A 19,459-nucleotide genomic window follows, 5' to 3' on the forward strand; every position below is an offset into this window, starting at 1 on the left:
GGCGATGTCGCACAGCGTTCGAATCTATCTCGGCCTCGCGATCCTGATCGCGTTATCGCTGCTGTTCCTGTTCAGCGTCGTCCACACCGCCGCCGGCGCCCCGCGGTCCGGTCCCCGCGCGGTCGCCGAGGGGCATCGTCTGGCGCAGGAATGGTGCCAGACCTGTCACGCGGTCGAGCCGGGCATGGCGGGATTCTTTGACCAGGCCCCGAGCTTCCAGGCCGTCGCCGACCGCAGCGGCACCACCGCGCTGTCGCTCAAGGTGTTCTGGCGGACCAGCCACCAGAACATGCCGAACCTCGTGATCTCGCCGGAGCAGGCGGATGTGCTGTCGGCCTATATCCTCAGCCTCAGAGGCAGGTAAGCACCTCGCCAACACGATTTTGCGAAAACAACCCCATGCACAGTAGACGGGGCCTTGATAAGGCTGGCGTTTTCGGTTGTGCCGAATAGTTTTCGAGGCGTCGGGCAAAACAGGGGCATACCGCAATCGTGCCGCTTGTCCGGTGATGAGGCGAGCCTGCGCAGCCCGGATGGCGTGTCAGCGAAATCCGCCGGCCAGCATGCGGCGTCAGCCCGGATTGCGCTGCGCTCCATCCTGGCTACGTTTGCGGTGCAGTTCGCGACGAGCCCGCCATGACCTTCCTTCTCAACATCGACGTCCCTGACGTGGCGCAAGCCACGACGTTCTACACCGAAGCCTTCGGCCTCGAAGTCGGCCGCCGCTTCGGCACCGATTTCGTCGAGCTGCTCGGCTGGCCGGCGCCGGTCTATCTCCTGACCAAGCAGGCCGGCACGGTGGGCGCCGGCGGCGATCGCCGCCGCTACGCGCGGCACTGGACGCCGGTGCATATCGACGTCGTCGTCGCGGATGTCGATGCCGCCGTCGAACGCGCGCTGCGCGCCGGCGCGATCCTGGAGGTGCCGGCGCGCGATGCGCCCTATGGCCGGATCGCGATGCTGGCCGATCCGTTCGGGCACGGCTTTTGTCTGCTGGCGTTCAGCGAGAAGGGATACGATGCGTTGCTCGGGAGTTCGTAATCCGGGCTGCGAGCGGACAGCGAAGCCAAGATCGGGGCGACATGCCAAAACGAGCGAAAAGCAAACCGACACGGAAACTGAAAACCTACCAGACCTCGCTCGGCTTCTACGACCAGGCCATCGCCGCGCCCTCGATGAAGGCGGCGCTCGAAGCCTGGGGCGCCAGCTCCAATCTGTTCCATCAGGGCGCCGCGAAGGAGACTGACGACCCCGACATCGTCGCGGCGACGCTGGCGAAGCCGGGGATCGTGCTCAGGCGCCCGGTCGGATCGGACGGGCCCTTCACCGAAAGCGCCGAGCTGCCCACCGATCTTGCCGAGGACGATTCCAGGCCCAAACGCAAACTCGCCAAGCGTCCGGCCAAGACCGCAAAGAAGACCGTCAAGACCGCAAAGAAACCGTCCCGCAAGCTCGACGATCACGCCGCCCGCAAGGCCGCCGCGGCCTTCGAGAAGGAGGAGCGGCGGCGTGAGGCCGAGCGTCGCAAGGAGGAGGCGGCCCGCGCCAAGGATCGCGCGCGGCGCGACAAGGCGGTCGCCGCAGCCGAGGCGGCACTGGACAAAGCGAGGCGGGAGCACGAGGCGCGGACGGAGGAGATCGAAGCCGCGCGCGCCGCGCTCGACGACCGCACTGTGGCGGAAGAGACCCGTTGGGACAAGCAGCGGAAGACGCTGGAGCAGGCCCTGCGCCGCGCGCGGGAGTAGGGCCTGGATTAGCCCGGATGAGCGAAGCGACATCCGGGACTGGTGTGGGCGGCTCATTTTCCCGGATTTCATCCAAGGCCACGATCGCTCCGCCCACGGGATTGCCCGTGAGCAATTCCTTTACCATGCCGTCCAGTCCCGGCCGAACCGCCGAGCGGTTAGGAGTTGCAGGAAAATTCTGCGCTATCGTCGTCCCGATCTCGGCTGCATCGGATATGCCGGCGCCGCCCGCGAGCTTTTACGGAGCTGTCATGAGCGATCATCGCGCCGCCGTCAGACATCACACCTTGCGGACCGGCCTTGTCGAATTCGACAATGGCAGCGGCAGCATCGTCAGCGTGCCCTGCACGATCCGCGATGTCTCCGCCACCGGCGCGCGGCTGCAACTCAACAGCTCGGCCTGGGTCGCGGAGCAATTTTCGCTGACCTTTGGAAGCGGCCTGCGCAAGGACTGCCGGCTCGCCTGGCGCAAGGAGCGGCTGATCGGCGGCGCGTTCACGGACGGCTATGCGAGCGTGACCGAGCAGGCGGCCATGATGACCGCGGACGAGCAGTCCCGGCACAGGCTCGGCATCGGTGCGCGCGTCAAGGCCGCGCGCGAGATGCGCGGTTACACCGAAGCCCAGCTCGCCGAGCGCATCGGCGCCACGCCCGGATTCGTGGCAGCGGCCGAGCAGGGCGAGGCGGACATTCCGCTGTACCAGCTGATGCACATCGCTGATTTGTTGATGGTCGGTCTCGACGGGCTCGTGGCGGGGCCGGTGCCCGAGGAGGTCGATGGGGTGTAGGGCTACGCTCGTTGAAACGCCTGAGCGCGCGCATCGTCCTTCGAGACGACCGCTACGCGGTCTCCTCAGGATGAGGCTAAGCGGGATCGTAGCCTGCTGAAGCTGGTGCCACGCACTCCGCCCTCATCCTGAGGCGCCCGCTCAAAGCGAGCGTCTCGAAGGATGGCCGCGGAAGAAAATCACACGCGAAATTTGCTTGCCTTGCCTGGCATCCTTTTGCACTCTTCGCTGCGAAGGAGACCAACGCATGACAAAAATGACCGCCGCCTGCGCGCTCGGAACCGCCCTGGTGTTGTGCAGCCTTGCAACATCAGGCGCCGAGGCGCGGACGCGCAAGGCCGTCGTCGTTCGCGCACCCCAAGAGCGGCTCATCGTCACGGCGCCCGTGCTGAGGCCGACGCCGTGGGATTACAACATCGTTCCGCGCTATCGCTATCGTCCCGAAGACGACCGGGTCGATCCCTACGGCCCGCCGCTGGTGCCGTCCTATGTCCGCTATGAGGGATGGCGGTGGCCGTATTGGTGGTGAAGCGCGATCAAATTCTGAGCATGTGATCGGCCGGCGCGGACGCAGAGGTGAATACTCGCTGTTGGCGTGAGACGCAGCCGATGACAGGTTCTGCGCGTGCGGCAGCCCTCGATTCCGCCACGCTCGATCCGGGCCCGGGCCCGGCTCGTTCAGCAATTCGCGCCGGTTCATTTGTCTTTTGGACAGTCGGGCGCTTGAGCAAACGACATCTCCTCCATCTGGCGCGCGGACAAGTTGCAGTTTGATGGCTCGTCATCTCTGCGTGCAGAGTTGGCGATTAGGAAAAAACGGCAAAGTAGAGACTGTCAAGGACACATCGAGGTAGAACGACATTTATCCCCGTAATAAACCCAATGCTGTTTGGGGTTCTGGGCGTATCGGGAGGATTTGTCGTGGCAAATGTTGAACAATTGCACAGACGAGAGGGAGTGAACTTGGTCCAGCTCGAAGCCGACATCACTTCGATCCGGTCGGGGAGCTCCATTACTTCAATTAATCTGCCCGATTACGTCGAGCACACCGCGGGCGTGTCGCGCGTCGGTGCGCTCAGTGCAGAGGCGGTCGTTCGCGACTATGAGTCCGCTGCAAAAGAGATCGAGGCCATGGGCACCGAGTTGATCGACGCGGCGCAAAAATGCGAGGCGCTGACGGCCCAGGTTCATGATGCGATCGCCTTCATGCGAGAAACGGCGGCGGGGTATCGTGAAGAGGGACGGAAGATCTTCAAGCGCATCGAAGAATGCGCGCTGTTCACCGAAGACGTGCGCAAGACCTGCGAACAGGTCAAACGCAGAATGACTGAAGTCTCGTTTGGCCCGTCTTCCGATGAGGAGCTTGCGCCGCAAGAGCCCGAGCTGACGGGGATCGCGGCCAAGGTGACGATGAGCGAGATACGGTGAGGCGAGCGTAGAACGTAGCTGAGCGGAGCGATATAGGCGGGGCTTTGCTGCCGAAGCATTCCCCCCGGGTGTCGCTTCCGCCTTCGCGCTTCGAGCTACGGCCGGACAAGTCGCTCGTCCGGCTACGCTCGTTTGATAATCGTCGTCATCCGCCCTCGCGTGCGAGGAACGAGTCCGCGCCTGGCGCGCTCACCAATCCGGATCGCCGTAATAAGGGTCGTAGGGCGGCGGCATCCAGGGGCCTCGCGGGGGCGGCCGGGGCCGCCGTGGCGCGGCGTCTGGTACGTGCGCCCGGGCACGCGCAGCAGCATCGTTGCTCACCACGCTGCGCACGACGGGCTTGGCGGCTGCAGAGGCGGATGACGCTGATGACGCGGTCAGTTGCGTTTGCAGCGCCTGGACCTGGGCGCCGAGGCGCGCATTGTCCGCCGCATCCTTCTCTTGCGCTGTCTTGAGCTGTTGAATGGTGTCGGCCTGCTCGCGCAGGGTCTGCTCGTTGCGGCTTTTCAGTTGCTCGAGCTTGCCGTTGATGCTCGCAAGCTCGCTCGTGATGGCCTTGAGCGATTGTGCGAGCTCGGACGATGACGCCTCTGGCGCCGTGGCGCCAGGCTTTGGGGCGCTGTCGGTTTCCTTAGGCAGCGGCGGCGCGGGCACCGGGCTCGGCTCATCCGCAGCAGCCAGCAGCACGGCCGGCGGCTGCGCCGGACTCTCCGCCGTGGACGCTTGCGGGGACGTGTTCGCGGCCGGCGGAGCCCATCGTGCCATGATCGACTTGCCGATCGATTTGGCCTCATCGCGATATTGCGACGCGAAGGCGGCACCGAGAAGGCCGATCGCCAGCACGAGGCCGACCAAAGCGCGCACCATGGTCCGATCTCCCTTCAAGCCTTGATCGCGAAGCTTGGCGTTGGGAAGCTTGGCGTTCGGAACCCTGGCATCCGGCGTCGGCGCCTTGTTTCCGGGAGCTGCCGTCGTACCAAGGCTTGCGTGCGAGGCCCGCGGGCCTTCGCTGTCGCGTTCCATTCCGGAAACCAGCCGGTCCAGCCGCGCAAGGTCTTCCTCTGCGCTCTTGATCTGGCCATAGGCCCGCGCCAGCCCGCCGTCGGCGCGCGCCTTGTCCGGCTTTGCGGTTTCAGGTTTGGCGGTATCAGGCTTGGCGGTCTCAGGTTTTGGGTCGTTCGTTTCAGGCACCGATGCGCTCTCCATCCGGTCGGGCGTCAATGGGAGGCAGTCCGATCGCTGGAAGGATAGGTCTCGCCGCTATCAGACACAACGCGTGTGCCAAGGAAGAATTATGGCGGGCGCGACACACGATGCGCGACATGGCGTTGTCGCGCGATCGCTTTGAATCTTCTGGCGCTGAAACAGCCGGGGGCTGCATCCCCAGGCATCCCTGCGACGTGCTATGCTATCGGGGGAGGAATCGCAATGAGGATCCCTACCGCGATACTCGCCCTGCTTCTTTCAAGTCCGGCCGCCGCCCAGGAGTGCCAGACATGCGCAATGGCCGACGCCTGCATGAAGGAATACGCGAAGACTACGTCGGAGGCCCAACGGGCCACCAAGCAAGGCATCCGGGATTGGAAGCAGAATCTGGACAGAAAGGCCTCTGCAGAATTGTCCAGCAGGGGCATCCTCGCATTGCAAGACGCCATGGAGGCCCAGGTTCGTACGGAGCTGGAGCGCCTGAAGGAGTGCCTGGCGAAAGTTAGGTAGGGTGCACAAAGGAGGATCCGATGAAATCGCTTTTGCTGCTTACGGCGAGCGGTCCGCTGCTTGTTCTCACCTCGCATGAGTCCCTGAACGACCTGAAACTTCTTGGGGTGCTCAGGCAAAAAGGTATCGGCAAGTTCGTTGCGTTCGAGGTTCCCTTGTCGCTCGCCAGGGAGCGCTACGGCGGGCACTTTCAGGCGGTTGAAAGCAACCTGCACGAGACCGATGATTTGAGAGTGCTCGACTTCAATGGCCAGCGGGTGTTTCAGCTCTTTCGGTTCGAAGAGCTCGGTTCACCGATCCTGATCGAACAGTCGTGATCGGTCTTGCCTTTCGACCTCATGCAGGGAGGTTACACGTTTCGGAGGGACGCCGGTTGCGCTAGTGTGGAAGCTTGGATCTGTGGAGTCGGCCATGACGTCGTATCGGTCGGGTTGAAGCTCGGGTCGCGCGCCAAGGCGCTCACGATCGATGCCGAGGACGCGTTGGTCGCGGCGCTCAAGATCAAGCTCGAGAACCCCGAGGCGCTCGTCACCTACGTTCGCAAGTCGAATCGACGTGGCGATCGCCGCCACCCGCACGAAGCGCTGCGGAGCAAGAAAACCGGCTAGCCGAGGCGGTGGCCAGGTCATCGAAGGCGCGCACCCAGCCTGGAAAGTCCAAACCCATTATGAACGTTCAGAGGAACGGGCGGTGGTTCATTTCGTTCCATTGAGGGGCTTGTTGGGAGGAGGACGATATGAAAGCACTGATCATCGCGCTCTCTGCTGCCGTTGTCATGGCTGCAGCGCCGGCCGTGTTTGCTCAGGGTGTATCGAGCAAGACGCCAGGTCAGGAGATGCAGCAGACGGGTTCCAAGGGCGCTTCCAGCTACGCTCCTGGACATAAGAAGCATCACGCGATGCGCCACGCGAAGGCCTCGAAGAGCACCACCCCCGGGGCGTCGAGCTACGCTCCAGGTCAAACCACCGGCGCGAGCACGAGGCCGACCACCGGCTCGAAGTCAGGGTACTGAACTCCAGGCGGTCGTTAAGCGCGGTAGGGTGGGTTAGCTCCGCGACGGCACAAAGCGCAATCGCTCGGCGTAACCCACCTCCTTCATCTCGGCGCGCGGAAAGGTGGTGCGTTACGCCGGCGGACCGCGCTTCGCTGTCGTTAGTGACGTATCGCGCGGATTTCGAGCGTCGTCTGGGTGAGCCTGGCCACGAATCCCTCAAAATGCATGACCCTTTGTCTGGTCAATTGTTCATGCAACTCGGCGATCTTCTGGGATTCGGCGACAAACGAATCGCACGCCTGTTTCGTGTACTCCATCTGAATCTCAAAGGCCTCGACGGGTGAACGCGCCGTCGCGAGCTTTCCCAGGAAGCTCCAGGCTTGCTCAAGCGACGTCCTGATGTAGCCGCTATAGGCGTCGGCAATCGCCTGCGTGCTGGCCTGGAAGGGTTCGACCGGTGCGACGAGCGGGCTTGCAGCGATCTCCATCCCGGAGGCCTCGCCGGGCAGGGCTGCAGCCGAAGGTACCTCCGCACTGATCTGTCGGCTCGTCTTTTGCTCGGTTTCTTGCCTGTTCTCCGCCGAGGCATCCGGTAACTGATGCGCTGCAGTTGCGCGTTGCTCGCCGGCCCCGGTCCGTTGTCCGGCCTTCTTCTTGCCGCCGCGCCGGCCGGATTTTCCCGTTGGCTTATTTTCCACCGCACTCAACATTGCAAATGGCTCCTGAATATCGATGAAGCCGCGAGCCTCAGTCGCGTTTGCGCTGAAATCGCGATTGTGGGCTGTCGCTTGCGTGGCGGCGATGTGGTGAGATTTTGCCGCTGCATCTTCGACGCATCCGGCAAGAAGCCGCCGATCCAGATACCCGCGGGATGGCCGTGGCGCGCCGGCATCGAAATTCTGGAGCCGACAATCAATAGCGGCCGCCGCTGCCCTTCTGCTCCGTGATCCAGTCCGACAATGATTTCGGTTTCGACTTCGCGGTCCGGCTCAATGATGCCTTCGGATTGTCGCGGACGTCTTTCGCCAGACGGGTGCGCGACGCTTCCGTTGCGCCGGCGCCCTTCAAGGCCGCCGTCGATGCCTCTGCGGCTTCCTTCTCCAGGCGCAACTGTTTCAATCGCGCCATCTTGACGCGCTCAGCCTCGACTTCGGGTCGCTCGGCCAGCAGGGGTTTGGGTTGAGCAAGCTCGGCCGGGACAAGGACACCAATAATGGTCGTCTCGCCGAGCGCCTTGCAGGCCTCTAACCGATGCAGTCCCTCGATGAGAACGAGGCGGTCTCCGTCGAGCCGAACGGAAATGGGGGTCTGTTGTCCGATGTCCAGAATACTTTCCGCGATCTCCCCGACGATCTCGGGCTTGATGGCTTTCTTCTGTTTCGTGGGAACGAAGATCTTCTCGATCGGGAAGCTTTCCGGTTTGGGCATGACTTCACTCCGCTTCTACCGGACGCACCGGAACCTATGCCGGTGGGGGTGTGAGTTTAGGGGGGAAGAGGTCGGCCGCAAAGGCAATTCGGAGGAATGCAGTGTGCACTTAATCAGGGACGCATGCGAAAGTTAGCCGAAGTAGCCGAGATCCGGCGATAGCGAACGAATTTAGTGCACTGTCACCGAAATGCCCGCGATCGAATGATGGGTTTCGCAAGTGCTCTACCCATCCTACGAGCTAAATTGTTACAGCCTACCATCGATGCGCAATTCCTAGAGGCGGCGACGATAGTCGTCGGACGAGAGACGATGTAAATTCATTGGCGCTTCAGAGAATAGACGGTAGGGGAGCTTGAATTGGCGTTCTCGATGACAGTAAATTCATCTCCCTCGTCACTCAGAATCATGAACGTCTTCAGCTCACCTGCGCCCTGTAGGAGTGAAGCGCCGTCACGTTCACGCTTGCAGTCTCCGACTACGGCAAATCCTCTAATTTGACCTGAAATCTTGACGCAATACTTAAATTTAGCCTTTTGCTGGCTCGCTCCGGCTATGCCGCCGGAATCCCCTATTGATGAGGTCAATGCGGAGAGGAGGCCGCCAACCGGCGTTTCGTATTGCCCCACTAACGAGAGTTGATCCGCTTGACGAGATAGTTTGAATGTACACTGCGGCCCTAGCCAGTCCTCCGCTATATGCGCTGGTGTTTCTAGTGTCGCGGCTCGGCCCACCTTGCGTAGGTGCGTTAATCGACCTTCAACTGCCGCTAGAATTTCCTTCTGGCGAAGTTGCTCGTCCGCTTCAACAGAACTCAAAGAGGCAAACGAATGTCCAACATTCTCGTGTGGTGTAGGCTCAGCGAGTGCCTTAATGCATTGTTCGCGGGCGAGCTCTAAGAAGCCACTCTTAATCAGCTTGTTCGCCAAGTTGCTCATCGCCAACGTGTTTCCCATGGTCGCGGCCCTCTTGTAGAATTCGACCGACTTCACTGGTAGACCCAAGTCGTCGGCCGCCACCGCCATATTGTTCCACGTCCCAGAATCACGGTCGCCCCTGGGTATTTTGCCGTAGTGGTGCAAGGCTATATCCTCGTAGCCCGATTCGCTTTGCTTGTGGGCCAGCTTGAACCGCAGTTCGTGATCGTCCGGTGTCAACTCCATCTGCCGTTCCATTACAGCGATGGTGAAAGGAGATAGTTCGCTCGCATCAAGCAAATTCTTGATTGTCTCGGTGAGTTTTAGTTCTAGGGCTGGTTCCTCGGTCGCGAGCTCCCGGAGCGTATTGAGGGCTGCGTTCATGTGGTTTTCGTCTTTTGCTTTGCTGAACTCTTCAACGGCCAATGAAGCAAATTTGGCCTTGCGCTCTAAGATCTTTGACGCTGTCATTGCGGCATCAAACGTATTTGCCGCGAGCGTGTGCTGATCGAATCGCGCGTAGGCTCGCGCCAGATAAGACAGAGTCTCCGCGCTTGCCCGACTCCGCGACGCCGGTAAATGTGCCCAGCCTGGTCCAAAACATCCCGATCAGCATTTCGCATTTGTCGCCCAATTGCTCGTTTATGGCTTGCTGCGGTCGTATATTTGAGCGCGGAGTAGCATGCGTTTCCCACGCTACAGGCAGGAGAACGACGGCCTCCGCTTCGGAGTGTTGGACATTCCATTCATAGGTCGTTTCGATCGCGACCTTGCGTTCTTCCGCGAGATCAGACGGAGACGCGATCAGAACGCGGATTACTTTTGCGGAATAGGGCACTGGTGCCTTTCTAATTTGCAGAGGCGATTATGGTCGGTAGATGCCGGTGAAAGTGCACTTGGTCGCGCTCGTTCACCAAACGAACCGAGGCCGTAGCTCCTAGCGAAGAGTTCAATGCGCGATGGCCGCAATTCTTGGCTCGTTCGGCTGGGCCTCTTGGCGCGGGCCCAATCATTTCCGGCACGATGAAGGCCAATGTCAGATAGACGGTTTCGACACTCTTCAAGTCAGGCCTCGTCCATGTTGAGTGTCCAGGAGCGCTACTCCAAAAACTGGCACGAGCGCCGAGAATCTCACAACGCTTCCTCTTAAGGTTGATTCATGTTTCGTTCGATTTGCCATTTCGCGACGGAGCTGAAGCTCCGCGCGAAATTTTGATCTTTGGATATCCAGCTACTTGGCTAGCAATGGAATTGGTTCCCTATCGCCAAGTTCATCAATCGATAGACGAGCGTCTCACGAACACCCCGTCGTGCTGCCGCAAGTATCGCACTTCATACACGTCCCATTCCGCACCAGCGTGAAGTTGCCGCACTCTGAGCACATCTCGCCTTCGTAGCCCTTGGCCTTGGCTTCCGCGCGGCGCTCGGCTTTGGTGGGGACGAGGGTCTGCGCGGTGCTGCCGGCCTTGCTCCACTGCAGCGCCTCGAGCTTCTCCGTGGGGGAGAGGTCGTGGGCGGCTTCCTGCTTCAGGGCGACGGCGCCTTCGAGGGCATCGCCGACGCGGGCACTGGTCGCATGCGCCGCCATCGCCGTGACCTTGCTGCCGCCCGAAGGGGCGGCGTCGTTGCCTTGCGTGACCGCGGTGGAGCCGCCGCGCATCACGACGAGGTTGTCGGTGCGGGAGCGGGTGAGGCCGCGCGAGACCAGCCGGGTCGCATGGTGGTTGCTCTCGTCATCCGGCTCCTTGCCCTCCTCGACGCCCTTGCCGAGCGCGTCGAAGCCGGTCTCGTTGGGGTCGACATGGGCGAGATCGAACCGCGACATGTAGCTCACCGCCAGCTCGCGGAAGACGTAGTCGAGGATCGAGGTCGCGTACTTGATGCTGTCGTTGCCCTGCACGGGGCCCGCCGGCTCGAAGCGGGTGAAGGTGAAGGCGTCGACATATTCGTCGAGCGGCACGCCGTATTGCAGGCCCAGCGACACCGCGATGGCGAAGTTGTTGATGAAGGAGCGGAGCGCCGCGCCTTCCTTGTGCATGTCGATGAAGATCTCGCCGAGACGGCCGTCGTCGTACTCGCCGGTGCGGAGATAGACCTTGTGGCCGCCGACGACCGCCTTCTGGGTGTAGCCCTTGCGGCGATCCGGCATCTTCTCGCGCTCGCGCATCACGATGATGCGCTCGACCAGCTTCTCGACGATCTTCTCGGAGACCTGGGCGGTACGCGCGGCAAGCGGCTTCTCATAGAGCTGCTCGACCACATCGTCCTCATCGTCATCGTCGCTGATGAGCTGCGAGTTGAGCGGCTGGGAGAGCTTGGAGCCGTCGCGATAGAGCGCGTTGGCTTTCAAAGCGAGCTTCCACGACAGCATGTAGGCGGACTTGCAGTCCTCCACGGTGGCGTCGTTCGGCATGTTGATGGTCTTGGAGATCGCACCCGAGATGAAGGGCTGCGCGGCCGCCATCATGCGGATGTGGCTTTCGACCGACAGATAGCGCTTGCCGATCTTGCCGCAGGGATTGGCGCAGTCGAACACCGGATAGTGCTCGGCCTTGAGGTGCGGGGCACCTTCCACCGTCATGGCGCCGCAGATGTGGACGTTGGCCGCCTCGATCTCGCGCTTGGTGAAGCCGACGGCCTGGAGCAGGTCGAAGCCGGGGGCCGCGATCGCCTCGGCACCGATGCCGAGCTGGTCGCGGATGAAGTCTTCGCCAAAGGTCCACTTGTTGAAGGCGAACTTGATGTCGAAGGCGGTGGGCAAGGCCTTCTCGACCTTGGCGATGGCTTCATCGGTGAAGCCTTTGGCCTTGAGGGTCGAGGCGTTGATGCCGGGCGCGTTGGAGAGCGAGCCGTGGCCGACGGCATAGGCTTCGATCTCCGCGATCTCGCTCTCGCGATAGCCGAGCGCGCGCAGCGCGGCGGGGACCGCGCGGTTGATGATCTTGAAGTAGCCGCCGCCGGCGAGCTTCTTGAACTTCACCAGGGCGAAGTCGGGCTCGATGCCGGTGGTGTCGCAATCCATCACGAGGCCGATCGTGCCGGTCGGCGCGATCACCGTGGTCTGGGCGTTGCGATAGCCGTGCTGCTCGCCGAGCTCGAGCGCCGCATCCCAGGCCGCCTGGGCGTGGCTGACGAGGTCCGCTTGCGGGCAGGAGACGAGGTCGAGCGGCACCGGGTTGACGCTGAGCGCCTCATAGCCGTTCGACTGGCCATGGGCGGCGCGGCGGTGGTTGCGGATCACGCGCAGCATGTGCTGGGCGTTCTTCTTGTAGCCGGGGAAGGTGCCGAGCTCGGCGGCGATCTCCGCCGAGGTCTTGTAGGTGATGCCGGTCATGACAGCGGTCAGCGCGCCGCAGAGCGCACGGCCTTCCTTGCTGTCATAGGGTAGGCCCATGGTCATCAGCAGGCCGCCGATATTGGCGTAGCCGAGGCCGAGCGTGCGGAACTCGTAGGAGAGCTCGGCGATCGCCTTCGACGGGAACTGCGCCATCATCACGGAGATTTCGAGCACGATGGTCCAGAGCCGGCAGAGATGCTCATAGCCTTCGACGTCGAAGCGCTTGGTCTCGGTGTTGTAGAACGTCAGCAGGTTCGCCGAGGCGAGGTTGCACGCCGTGTCGTCCAGGAACATGTATTCCGAGCACGGATTGGACGCGCGGATGTCGCCGGACGCCTTGCAGGTGTGCCAGTCGTTCATGGTGGTGTTGAAGTGCAGGCCGGGATCGGCCGAGGCCCAGGCGGCGTAGCCGATCTTTTCCCAGAGGTCGCGCGCCTTCAGCGTCTTGGTCACCTTCTTGGAGGTGCGGGCGTTCAGATTCCAGTCACCGTCAGTCTCGACGGCGCGCAGGAAATCGTCCTTCAGCGAGACCGAATTGTTGGAGTTCTGGCCTGAAACCGTGAGGTAGGCTTCGCTATCCCAGTCGGTGTCGTAGGTGTCGAACTGGATGTCCTTGTAGCCTTGCTTGGCAAACTGGATGACGCGCTTGATGTAATTGTCGGGCACCAGCGAGCGACGAGCCAGCTTGATTTCCCGGCGCAGGGCAGGGTTCTTCTCGGGGTCGAAGCAATCGTCGCCCGAGCCTTCGCAATTGACGCAGGCCTTCAGCACCGCCTTGAGGTGCTTCTGGTTGATCTTGGATCCGGTGACGAGGGCGGCGACCTTCTGCTCCTCCTTCACCTTCCAGTCGATATAGGTCTCGATATCGGGGTGATCGACGTCGACCACGACCATCTTGGCGGCGCGGCGGGTGGTGCCGCCGCTCTTGATCGCGCCCGCGGCGCGGTCGCCGATCTTGAGGAAGCTCATCAGGCCACTCGAGCGGCCGCCGCCGGAAAGCTTCTCGCCTTCGCCGCGCAGGCGCGAGAAGTTGGAGCCGGTGCCGGAGCCGTATTTGAACAAGCGGGCCTCGCGGACCCAGAGGTCCATGATGCCGCCTTCGTTGACGAGGTCGTCACCGACGCCCTGGATGAAGCAGGCGTGCGGCTGCGGGTGCTCGTAGGCAGACTTGGACTTGGTCAGCTTGCCGGTGAAGGGGTCGACGTAATAATGGCCCTGGCCGGGGCCGTCGATGCCATAGGCCCAATGCAGCCCGGTGTTGAACCATTGCGGCGAGTTCGGCGCGACCATCTGCATGGCGAGCATGTAGCGGAGCTCGTCGTAGAAGGCCTGGGCGTCCTCGTCGGTCGAGAAATACTTGCCCTTCCAGCCCCAATAGGTCCAGCAGCCGGCGAGGCGGTCGAACACCTGTTTGGCGCTGAGCTCGCTGACATAGCGCTCCTTCTCAGGCAGAGCTGCGAGCGCGTCGGTGTCGGGCACGGAGCGCCACAGGAAGGAGGGGACGGCTTCCTCCTCGACCTTCTTCAGGCGCGCGGCAACGCCGGCCTTGCGGAAATACTTCTGAGCCAGCACGTCGGAGGCGACCTGCGACCATTCGGTAGGAACCTCGACATTGTCGAGCTTGAACACGACCGAGCCGTCGGGATTTCTGATCTCCGACGTGGTCAGCCGGAAATCGATTCCAGCGTAAGGTGACTGTCCCGAAGTGGTGTGGCGCCGCTCAATCCGCATCGTCTTGCCCCGTCCTTAAGTTTGACCGGTCCCGCCTCCGTTCAGGCGTGCCGGTCGACATTTCGTTTCGCGGCGCCTTCGGCCGTTCGGCCCTTGGCACCGCAGTTCAGCCGGTGGACCCGGCCCTTGTTCTCCCGACGCGATTTTTCGATGCGTGCATCGATCATCCCGCCGGCATGCCTTGCTACATCCGCCCCCAAGGGGATGAGCCCCGACACGCGTTCAACGCCCCACCGTCACAACGTCTATCCTTGCCATCCGAGCCTGTTGTCGGCCCGTTCTGGCGCCCGAAGAGTCCGCCTTTCGCGGGCAGACAAGCCCTCATCCGCTGCCTTTGGCTGGCTTGGCGGAGTGCCGATTTGCGAGACCCTTTGGGGGAGTGCCGGCGGGACGCAAACTCACTCGCGCCGAACGGACCGAAAGCTAGGACTCTCCGTTGCGCCCGTCAAGAACTAGTGCGAGTTCCTGAATCAAATACTAAATATGGTGGATTGTGGGGGATAACAGGGGGCGATGCCGCGCCTGTTGTGGGGGCAAGTATCAGTGAGTCCTCAGGGATTCTCAACTGAAAAAATTTGCATTCGGCGATGCTGCGGATGCTTCATCCCGCTGTTCACAGGGCAGGTATTTTTTTGGCCGATGGGATTGCGTCAGCAGGTCTCACGTAGCCCTACGGAAGGTGAGGGCAGGCATGCCCGCCGCGGTGGTGGTTCGCGTCGCGAATCCGCGTCAAGCTGACGCTCGATTTTGCCGGATACCCCCTCATGCTTGATTCGACTCGGCCGGTGTCGCGACCGCGCATCGCTCCGGCTGGCCTGATGTTCCTCGCCATCACCTCGATCGGCTGGGGCTTCAACTGGCCGGTGACGAAATTCCTGCTCGCCGAGCTGCCGCCCTTGACCCTGCGCGGGGTGACGGGGGTGCTGGGCGCGCTTCTGCTGGCGGCGCTGGCGGTGATGCGCCGGCAGAGCCTGCATGTCGACGCTGCGATCTGGCCGCGCCTGCTCACCGCCGCCGTGCTCAACGTCACCGGCTGGATGGTGCTGATGGGGCTGGCGCTGCTCTGGCTGCCGGCGAGCGAGGCGGCGCTGATCGCCTATACGATGCCGGTCTGGGCCTCGATCATCGCCTGGCCGGTGCTGGGCGAGCGGCCGACGCTGCTGCGCACGCTGGGACTGGTGATGGCCTTCGTCGGCCTCGCCTCGATCATGGGCGGCAACGGCATCGCCGCCAGCGTGGAGAAGCTGCCGGGTATCATCATGGCGCTCGCGGGCGCGCTCGGCTTTGCCGTCGGCACGGTGTTCTCCAAGAAGTACCCGATCCAGCTGCCGCCGATCGCGGCCGCAGCCTGGCAGATCGGGATCGGCTGCCTGCCGATCTCGATCATCGGCCTTTTGGTCGAGACTACGCATCTCTCCAAGGTGACGCCGCTCGGCTGGTGGCTCTTGATCTATTCCACCGTGGTGCAGTTCTGCATCGCCTATGTCAGCTGGTTCGCAGCGCTGGCTCGGCTGCCGGCCTCAGTCGCCGCGATCGGCACCATGGCGGTGCCGGTGATCGGCGTCGTCGCCTCCGCGATCGCGCTGGGCGAGCCGCTGGGGCTGGGGCAGATCGCCGCGCTGATCTTTACGCTGGCCGCGGTGGTGCTGGCGACGCGCTAGTCCCCAGCGCCTTCCGGATCATCTCCGCGAGCTGGTTTCTCCGATAGGGCTTGGTCAGCAGCAGCACGCCGTCGTCGAGCTTGCCGTGATGGACGATGGCGTTGTCGGTGTAGCCGGAGGTGTAGAGCACCTTCACACCCGGCCGCAGCTTGGCCACCTCGTCGGCGAGCTCGCGCCCGCTCATGCCGCCGGGGATGACGACGTCGGTGAAGAGGAGATCGAACTTCTGGCCGGCCACGATCAAGTCCAGCGCGGACTTGCCGTCGGGCGCGGCGATCGTCTTGTAGCCGAGGCTCTGGAGCTGTGCCGTGACGAAATTGCGCACGAGATTGTCGTCCTCGACGACGAAGATGGTCTCGGCGCCGCCTTCGGCTGGCGGCGCGGCGGCGGGTGCGATCTCCGTCATGCCTTCGCCCGGCGGCAGATAGAGCTTGATCGTGGTGCCGTGGGCTTCCTCGCTGTAGATCTTGATGTGGCCGCCGGATTGCTTGACGAAGCCGTAGACCATGGAGAGGCCGAGGCCCGATCCCCTGCCGACCTCCTTGGTGGTGAAGAACGGCTCGAACGCCTTCTGCTGGGTCTCCACCGACATGCCGGTGCCGGTGTCGCTGACCGCGAGCATGATGTAGGGGCCGGCCGTGACGTCCACATGGGCCAGCGCATAGGCCTCATCCAGCACGACGCGGTGGGTCTCCAGCAGCAGCTTGCCGCCGTTCGGCATGGCGTCGCGCGCGTTGATCGCCATGTTGAGCACGGCGTTGGTGAGCCGGGACGGATCGATATGCGCGGTCATCGGCCCCTGTTCCAGCACGGTCTCGATCTGGATCTGCTCGCCGAGGGTGGGGCGCAGCAGCTTTGCGATGTCTGATATCGCGGCGTTGATCTCGACGTTGCGGGGCTGCAGCGGCTGCCGGCGCGCAAAGGCGAGCAGATGCTGGATCAGCTCGGCGCAGCGCTCGGCGGCATCGTCGATCAGCCGCGCCACGCGCTGCAGCTCGGGCTGCTGCTTCAGGCTTTCCACCAGCGTCTCGGTGTTGCCGGAGATCACGGTCAGCATGTTGTTGAAGTCGTGCGCGACGCCGCCGGTCAGCTTGCCGATCGCGTCCAGCTTCTGCGACTGGTACAGCTGCCGCTCGGTCTCGCGCGACATGGTCGCGTCGTGATAGACCAGCACCGCGCCGGAAATCTCGCCTTGCCCGTCAAGCATCGGCCGGCCGCTGACCATGAGATGACGCGGAGGATTGCCGCTGTGCGGGCGGACGATCATCTCCAGATCCTCGAACTTCTCGCCGCGCAGCACGCGCACCGAGGGCAGTTCGTCGGCCTTCATCGGCGTGACGCCGTCGCCGTGAAACACATCCGACAGCGCGCGCAGATTGCGCAGGTTCATGCCAGCGCGATGCAGCAGCATGCGCTCCGCGGCCGGATTGGACAGCAGCACGTTGCCCTCGGCGTCGATCACCAGCACCGCCTCCGCCATGCTGTGGAAGGTGCTCTGGAGCACGTTGACGGACAGGCGCAGCTCGTCATGCGCGTTCACCAGGTGCTGCGTGCGATCGGCCACCGCCGCTTCGAGCGCCTGCTTGGCGGCTTGTGTCTGCTCGAGCGAGGTCTGGAGCTGCACCGTAGCGCGCCGGCTTTCACGCATCACCATCACGACCAGCAGCAGGATTACCATCGCGCCGGCGACGTCGATTCCGACCAACACGATGCCGGTGCGGCGCGAATCCTGGGAGCGCGCGCTGAGCACGCGCTCTTCTTCCGCGCTCAGATGGTCGAGGTTGCCCATCACCGTGTCCATGAGGCCGCGGCCCTCGGCCTTGCCATTGAGCGCGGCAATGCCAGCCTGGTCGTTCGCGGCGCGCAGGCGCATCGCTTCGGCCGCGATCTCGATCCGGCGCAGCGCCAGCGGCTCAGTGCCTTCCAGCAGCGCGACCTGGTCGGGATTGTCGCGCACCCCGCGCTTGAGATCGGCCAACGCCGGCGCGATCTGGGCATGCACCGCCTGGAATTCGTCGGCAAACGTCTGGCTGCGGTAGAGCTCGTAGCCGCGCGCGGCGCTCTCGGCGCGGCGCAGCAGCACGCGCAGATCGGAGATCTTCTTCTGCACCTGAACCGTATGGTTGAGCCACGTCGCGTCGGACCGCGATTTGACGTCGAGGGCGATCGAGGCCGCGGTGATGATCAGGAGGATGGCAAGTCCGGCACCGAGAATGACGCGCTGCGTTGGGATCAAGGGGCTTCTTTCTTGTCCTTCGGCTGTGCGCTATCGCTTGCGAGGCATTCCCGGATCGTGGTCAGCAACGCTTCCGGTGTGAACGGCTTGCGCAAGCAGCGCGCTGCGCCGAGCTCCAGCGCCATGCGGAGGAAATCGGGAGAGGGCGAGGCGGATGATGCGAAGGCGTAGCCGGACATCGCGATCAGCGGAGTAGCCGGTGCGCGCTCGTGAAAGATGCGGATCGACTCGAAGCCGCGCATGTGCGGCATGAAGATGTCAACCAGCATCACGTCGAAGGCTTGCGACTCGAGCGCAGCCAGTCCTGCTTCACCACCGTCGGCCAGCGTGACGTCGAAGCCCTGACGTTGGAGGAGGACCTCGATGGTCGCGCCGACCATCGGATCGTCATCAACCACGAGAATACGCGGCATGACACTTCCCAGCAGATCGAAGTCCCCACTGAGATTGGTGATATCCGCGAATCGTGTGTCGGGTCAATTTTGGATTGGATCAAGGGAGATATGCACGGTGCAGTGAATACGGGTCCGTTTATCTCGATTTGTACGCGTCATCGCGGGCGGCTGGCTCGATGTGGGTTACGTCAGCGATATGCACGTGATGCGCGAAAAAGGCGTCGCAGCGCTGCGACGCCTTCCTTCACGCGTGACCGGGGTGGTTACGGGCAGGGATGCCGTTGGCCATCATAACCAAGATAGGTGCCCGAAGCCGGGTCATACGATCTGTAACGCTGTGCGCAATAGGCTGCGGAGTCATCGCCGCTATCGGGGACCACGGCCACTGATGGCTCGTCATAGTAGCTGTCGCCATAATAGTAGGGATCATCGTAATAGCCGCCGCCGTAATAGGCGTACGAGCCGAGGCCGCCGATCGCAGCCCCCGCCGCGAAGCCGGGCCAGAAGCCGCCGCGATGATGGTGCCATTGGCGACCGCTCCAATTGCTACCGCCTTGCCAGTTGCTTCCGCCTTGCCAGCTGCCCGCCGTTGCGACGCTGCGGCTGCCGCTGAACGATGGCGAGACGGCGGTGCGGGGCGCCGGGCTGGCTATGAAATTGCCGCCGCTTGGACGCGCCATTGCGCCGGCTGCAAAATTGCCGCCCCCTCCGTGGAAAGCGGCGCCGCCGCCTCCCATACGCGCGCCGCCACCACCGCCGCCGGGGGCTGAGATGCCGCCGACACTCCGGGGGGCGGGGTTCTGCGCGAAGCTGGGTGAGGTCACGGGTAAAACGAGCGCCAGCGCTGCGGCGGCACTCAAAACTCTCAGACTGTTCATGGTAAACTCCTTTCCCGGAAGCAAACCCTATGAAAGGGCTGGGGTTCCCGGGATCACGCCGGTTTGCGCGTGAATGGGAGCTTTGCTCGCGTCTGCTGTACCCGGCATGAACGGATCACGTCCGATTTGCGGCAGCGCCTGTGTCGCGGCGGGCAGCGCCCCCCGCCGAACTGGACATTTCGCCGCCTGGATGGCATCAGGGCCC

General features: G+C 63.1%; 19 protein-coding genes. 10 read left to right on the forward strand and 9 right to left on the reverse strand.

The annotated features are described in order from the left end of the window. Positions 1 to 4: 4 nt before the first annotated feature. The 6 genes from XH84_RS30005 (at position 5) to XH84_RS30030 (ending at position 3,961) form a co-directional block, all read left to right on the forward strand. Positions 5 to 364 carry a c-type cytochrome gene (locus XH84_RS30005; RefSeq protein ID WP_128920701.1) on the forward strand — a complete coding sequence of 120 codons (360 nt, stop codon included), beginning with the start codon at positions 5 to 7 and terminating at the stop codon, positions 362 to 364. 272 nt (positions 365 to 636) lie between these two features. Further along, positions 637 to 1,041 (forward strand): VOC family protein, encoded by a 405-nt coding sequence (locus XH84_RS30010; protein ID WP_128920702.1) that lies wholly within the window; start codon positions 637 to 639, stop codon positions 1,039 to 1,041. Between the two features lie 41 nt (positions 1,042 to 1,082). Next, complete coding sequence (locus tag XH84_RS30015) at positions 1,083 to 1,745, forward strand: cell envelope biogenesis protein TolA (RefSeq protein WP_128920703.1); 663 nt, start codon at positions 1,083 to 1,085, stop codon at positions 1,743 to 1,745. Between the two features lie 251 nt (positions 1,746 to 1,996). Continuing rightward, positions 1,997 to 2,533 carry a helix-turn-helix domain-containing protein gene (locus XH84_RS30020; protein ID WP_128920704.1) on the forward strand — a complete coding sequence of 179 codons (537 nt, stop codon included), beginning with the start codon at positions 1,997 to 1,999 and terminating at the stop codon, positions 2,531 to 2,533. 247 nt (positions 2,534 to 2,780) lie between these two features. Then, positions 2,781 to 3,062: a hypothetical protein gene (locus XH84_RS30025; RefSeq protein WP_128920705.1), complete on the forward strand. Its 282-nt coding sequence runs from the start codon at positions 2,781 to 2,783 to the stop codon at positions 3,060 to 3,062. A gap of 353 nt (positions 3,063 to 3,415) precedes the next feature. Next, on the forward strand, positions 3,416 to 3,961 hold the full coding sequence (locus tag XH84_RS30030) for a hypothetical protein (protein WP_128920706.1): 546 nt from the start codon (positions 3,416 to 3,418) through the stop codon (positions 3,959 to 3,961). 189 nt (positions 3,962 to 4,150) lie between these two features. On the opposite strand, the gene XH84_RS30035 is transcribed toward XH84_RS30030, so the two are convergent. Next, positions 4,151 to 5,167, reverse strand: coding sequence for a hypothetical protein (locus XH84_RS30035; RefSeq protein ID WP_128920738.1), 1,017 nt, complete (start codon positions 5,165 to 5,167; stop codon positions 4,151 to 4,153). Between the two features lie 530 nt (positions 5,168 to 5,697). Here XH84_RS30035 and XH84_RS30045 point away from each other — a divergent pair. The 3 genes from XH84_RS30045 (at position 5,698) to XH84_RS30055 (ending at position 6,689) form a co-directional block, all read left to right on the forward strand. Continuing rightward, positions 5,698 to 5,994, forward strand: a complete 297-nt coding sequence (locus tag XH84_RS30045; RefSeq protein WP_100234502.1) for a cytosolic protein — start codon at positions 5,698 to 5,700, stop codon at positions 5,992 to 5,994. A gap of 6 nt (positions 5,995 to 6,000) precedes the next feature. After that, positions 6,001 to 6,285: a hypothetical protein gene (locus XH84_RS30050; RefSeq protein ID WP_245471892.1), complete on the forward strand. Its 285-nt coding sequence runs from the start codon at positions 6,001 to 6,003 to the stop codon at positions 6,283 to 6,285. A gap of 128 nt (positions 6,286 to 6,413) precedes the next feature. Next, entirely contained in the window at positions 6,414 to 6,689 is a 276-nt protein-coding gene (locus tag XH84_RS30055) for a hypothetical protein (protein ID WP_245471893.1), read from the forward strand. Positions 6,690 to 6,829: 140 nt separating this feature from the next. Here XH84_RS30055 and XH84_RS30060 read toward each other — a convergent pair whose 3' ends face one another. The 5 genes from XH84_RS30060 to XH84_RS41480 all read right to left on the reverse strand — a co-directional run bounded on the left by XH84_RS30060 (position 6,830) and on the right by XH84_RS41480 (position 14,251). Next, the gene (locus XH84_RS30060; protein ID WP_245471894.1) at positions 6,830 to 7,381 is read right to left on the reverse strand and encodes a phasin family protein; all 552 of its coding nucleotides are present in this window, start codon (positions 7,379 to 7,381) and stop codon (positions 6,830 to 6,832) included. A 202-nt stretch (positions 7,382 to 7,583) separates the two neighbouring features. Then, positions 7,584 to 8,099: a ParB N-terminal domain-containing protein gene (locus XH84_RS30065; RefSeq protein WP_128920709.1), complete on the reverse strand. Its 516-nt coding sequence runs from the start codon at positions 8,097 to 8,099 to the stop codon at positions 7,584 to 7,586. A 320-nt stretch (positions 8,100 to 8,419) separates the two neighbouring features. Further along, complete coding sequence (locus XH84_RS30070; RefSeq protein ID WP_128920710.1) at positions 8,420 to 9,487, reverse strand: tetratricopeptide repeat protein; 1,068 nt, start codon at positions 9,485 to 9,487, stop codon at positions 8,420 to 8,422. 823 nt (positions 9,488 to 10,310) lie between these two features. Then, positions 10,311 to 14,084, reverse strand: coding sequence for a vitamin B12-dependent ribonucleotide reductase (locus XH84_RS30075; RefSeq protein WP_128920711.1), 3,774 nt, complete (start codon positions 14,082 to 14,084; stop codon positions 10,311 to 10,313). A 41-nt stretch (positions 14,085 to 14,125) separates the two neighbouring features. After that, entirely contained in the window at positions 14,126 to 14,251 is a 126-nt protein-coding gene (locus XH84_RS41480) for a hypothetical protein (RefSeq protein ID WP_283811976.1), read from the reverse strand. Between the two features lie 597 nt (positions 14,252 to 14,848). On the opposite strand from XH84_RS41480, the gene XH84_RS30085 reads away from it, so the two are divergent. Next, a complete protein-coding gene (locus XH84_RS30085) occupies positions 14,849 to 15,745 on the forward strand; it encodes a DMT family transporter (RefSeq protein ID WP_128920712.1) in 897 nt (298 codons plus the stop codon). On the opposite strand, the gene XH84_RS30090 is transcribed toward XH84_RS30085, so the two are convergent. The 3 genes from XH84_RS30090 to XH84_RS30100 all read right to left on the reverse strand — a co-directional run bounded on the left by XH84_RS30090 (position 15,711) and on the right by XH84_RS30100 (position 19,254). Beyond that, a complete protein-coding gene (locus tag XH84_RS30090) occupies positions 15,711 to 17,981 on the reverse strand; it encodes a CHASE3 domain-containing protein (protein ID WP_128920713.1) in 2,271 nt (756 codons plus the stop codon). The two genes, XH84_RS30085 and XH84_RS30090, sit on opposite strands and share 35 nt — an antisense overlap. Then, entirely contained in the window at positions 17,978 to 18,394 is a 417-nt protein-coding gene (locus XH84_RS30095; protein WP_128920714.1) for a response regulator, read from the reverse strand. Before XH84_RS30095 ends, XH84_RS30090 begins: the two co-directional genes overlap by 4 nt. A 245-nt stretch (positions 18,395 to 18,639) precedes the next feature. After that, positions 18,640 to 19,254, reverse strand: a complete 615-nt coding sequence (locus XH84_RS30100) for a BA14K family protein (protein ID WP_128920715.1) — start codon at positions 19,252 to 19,254, stop codon at positions 18,640 to 18,642. Positions 19,255 to 19,459: the final 205 nt, after the last annotated feature.

Source organism: Bradyrhizobium nanningense (genome assembly GCF_004114535.1).
Classification (GTDB): domain Bacteria; phylum Pseudomonadota; class Alphaproteobacteria; order Rhizobiales; family Xanthobacteraceae; genus Bradyrhizobium; species Bradyrhizobium nanningense.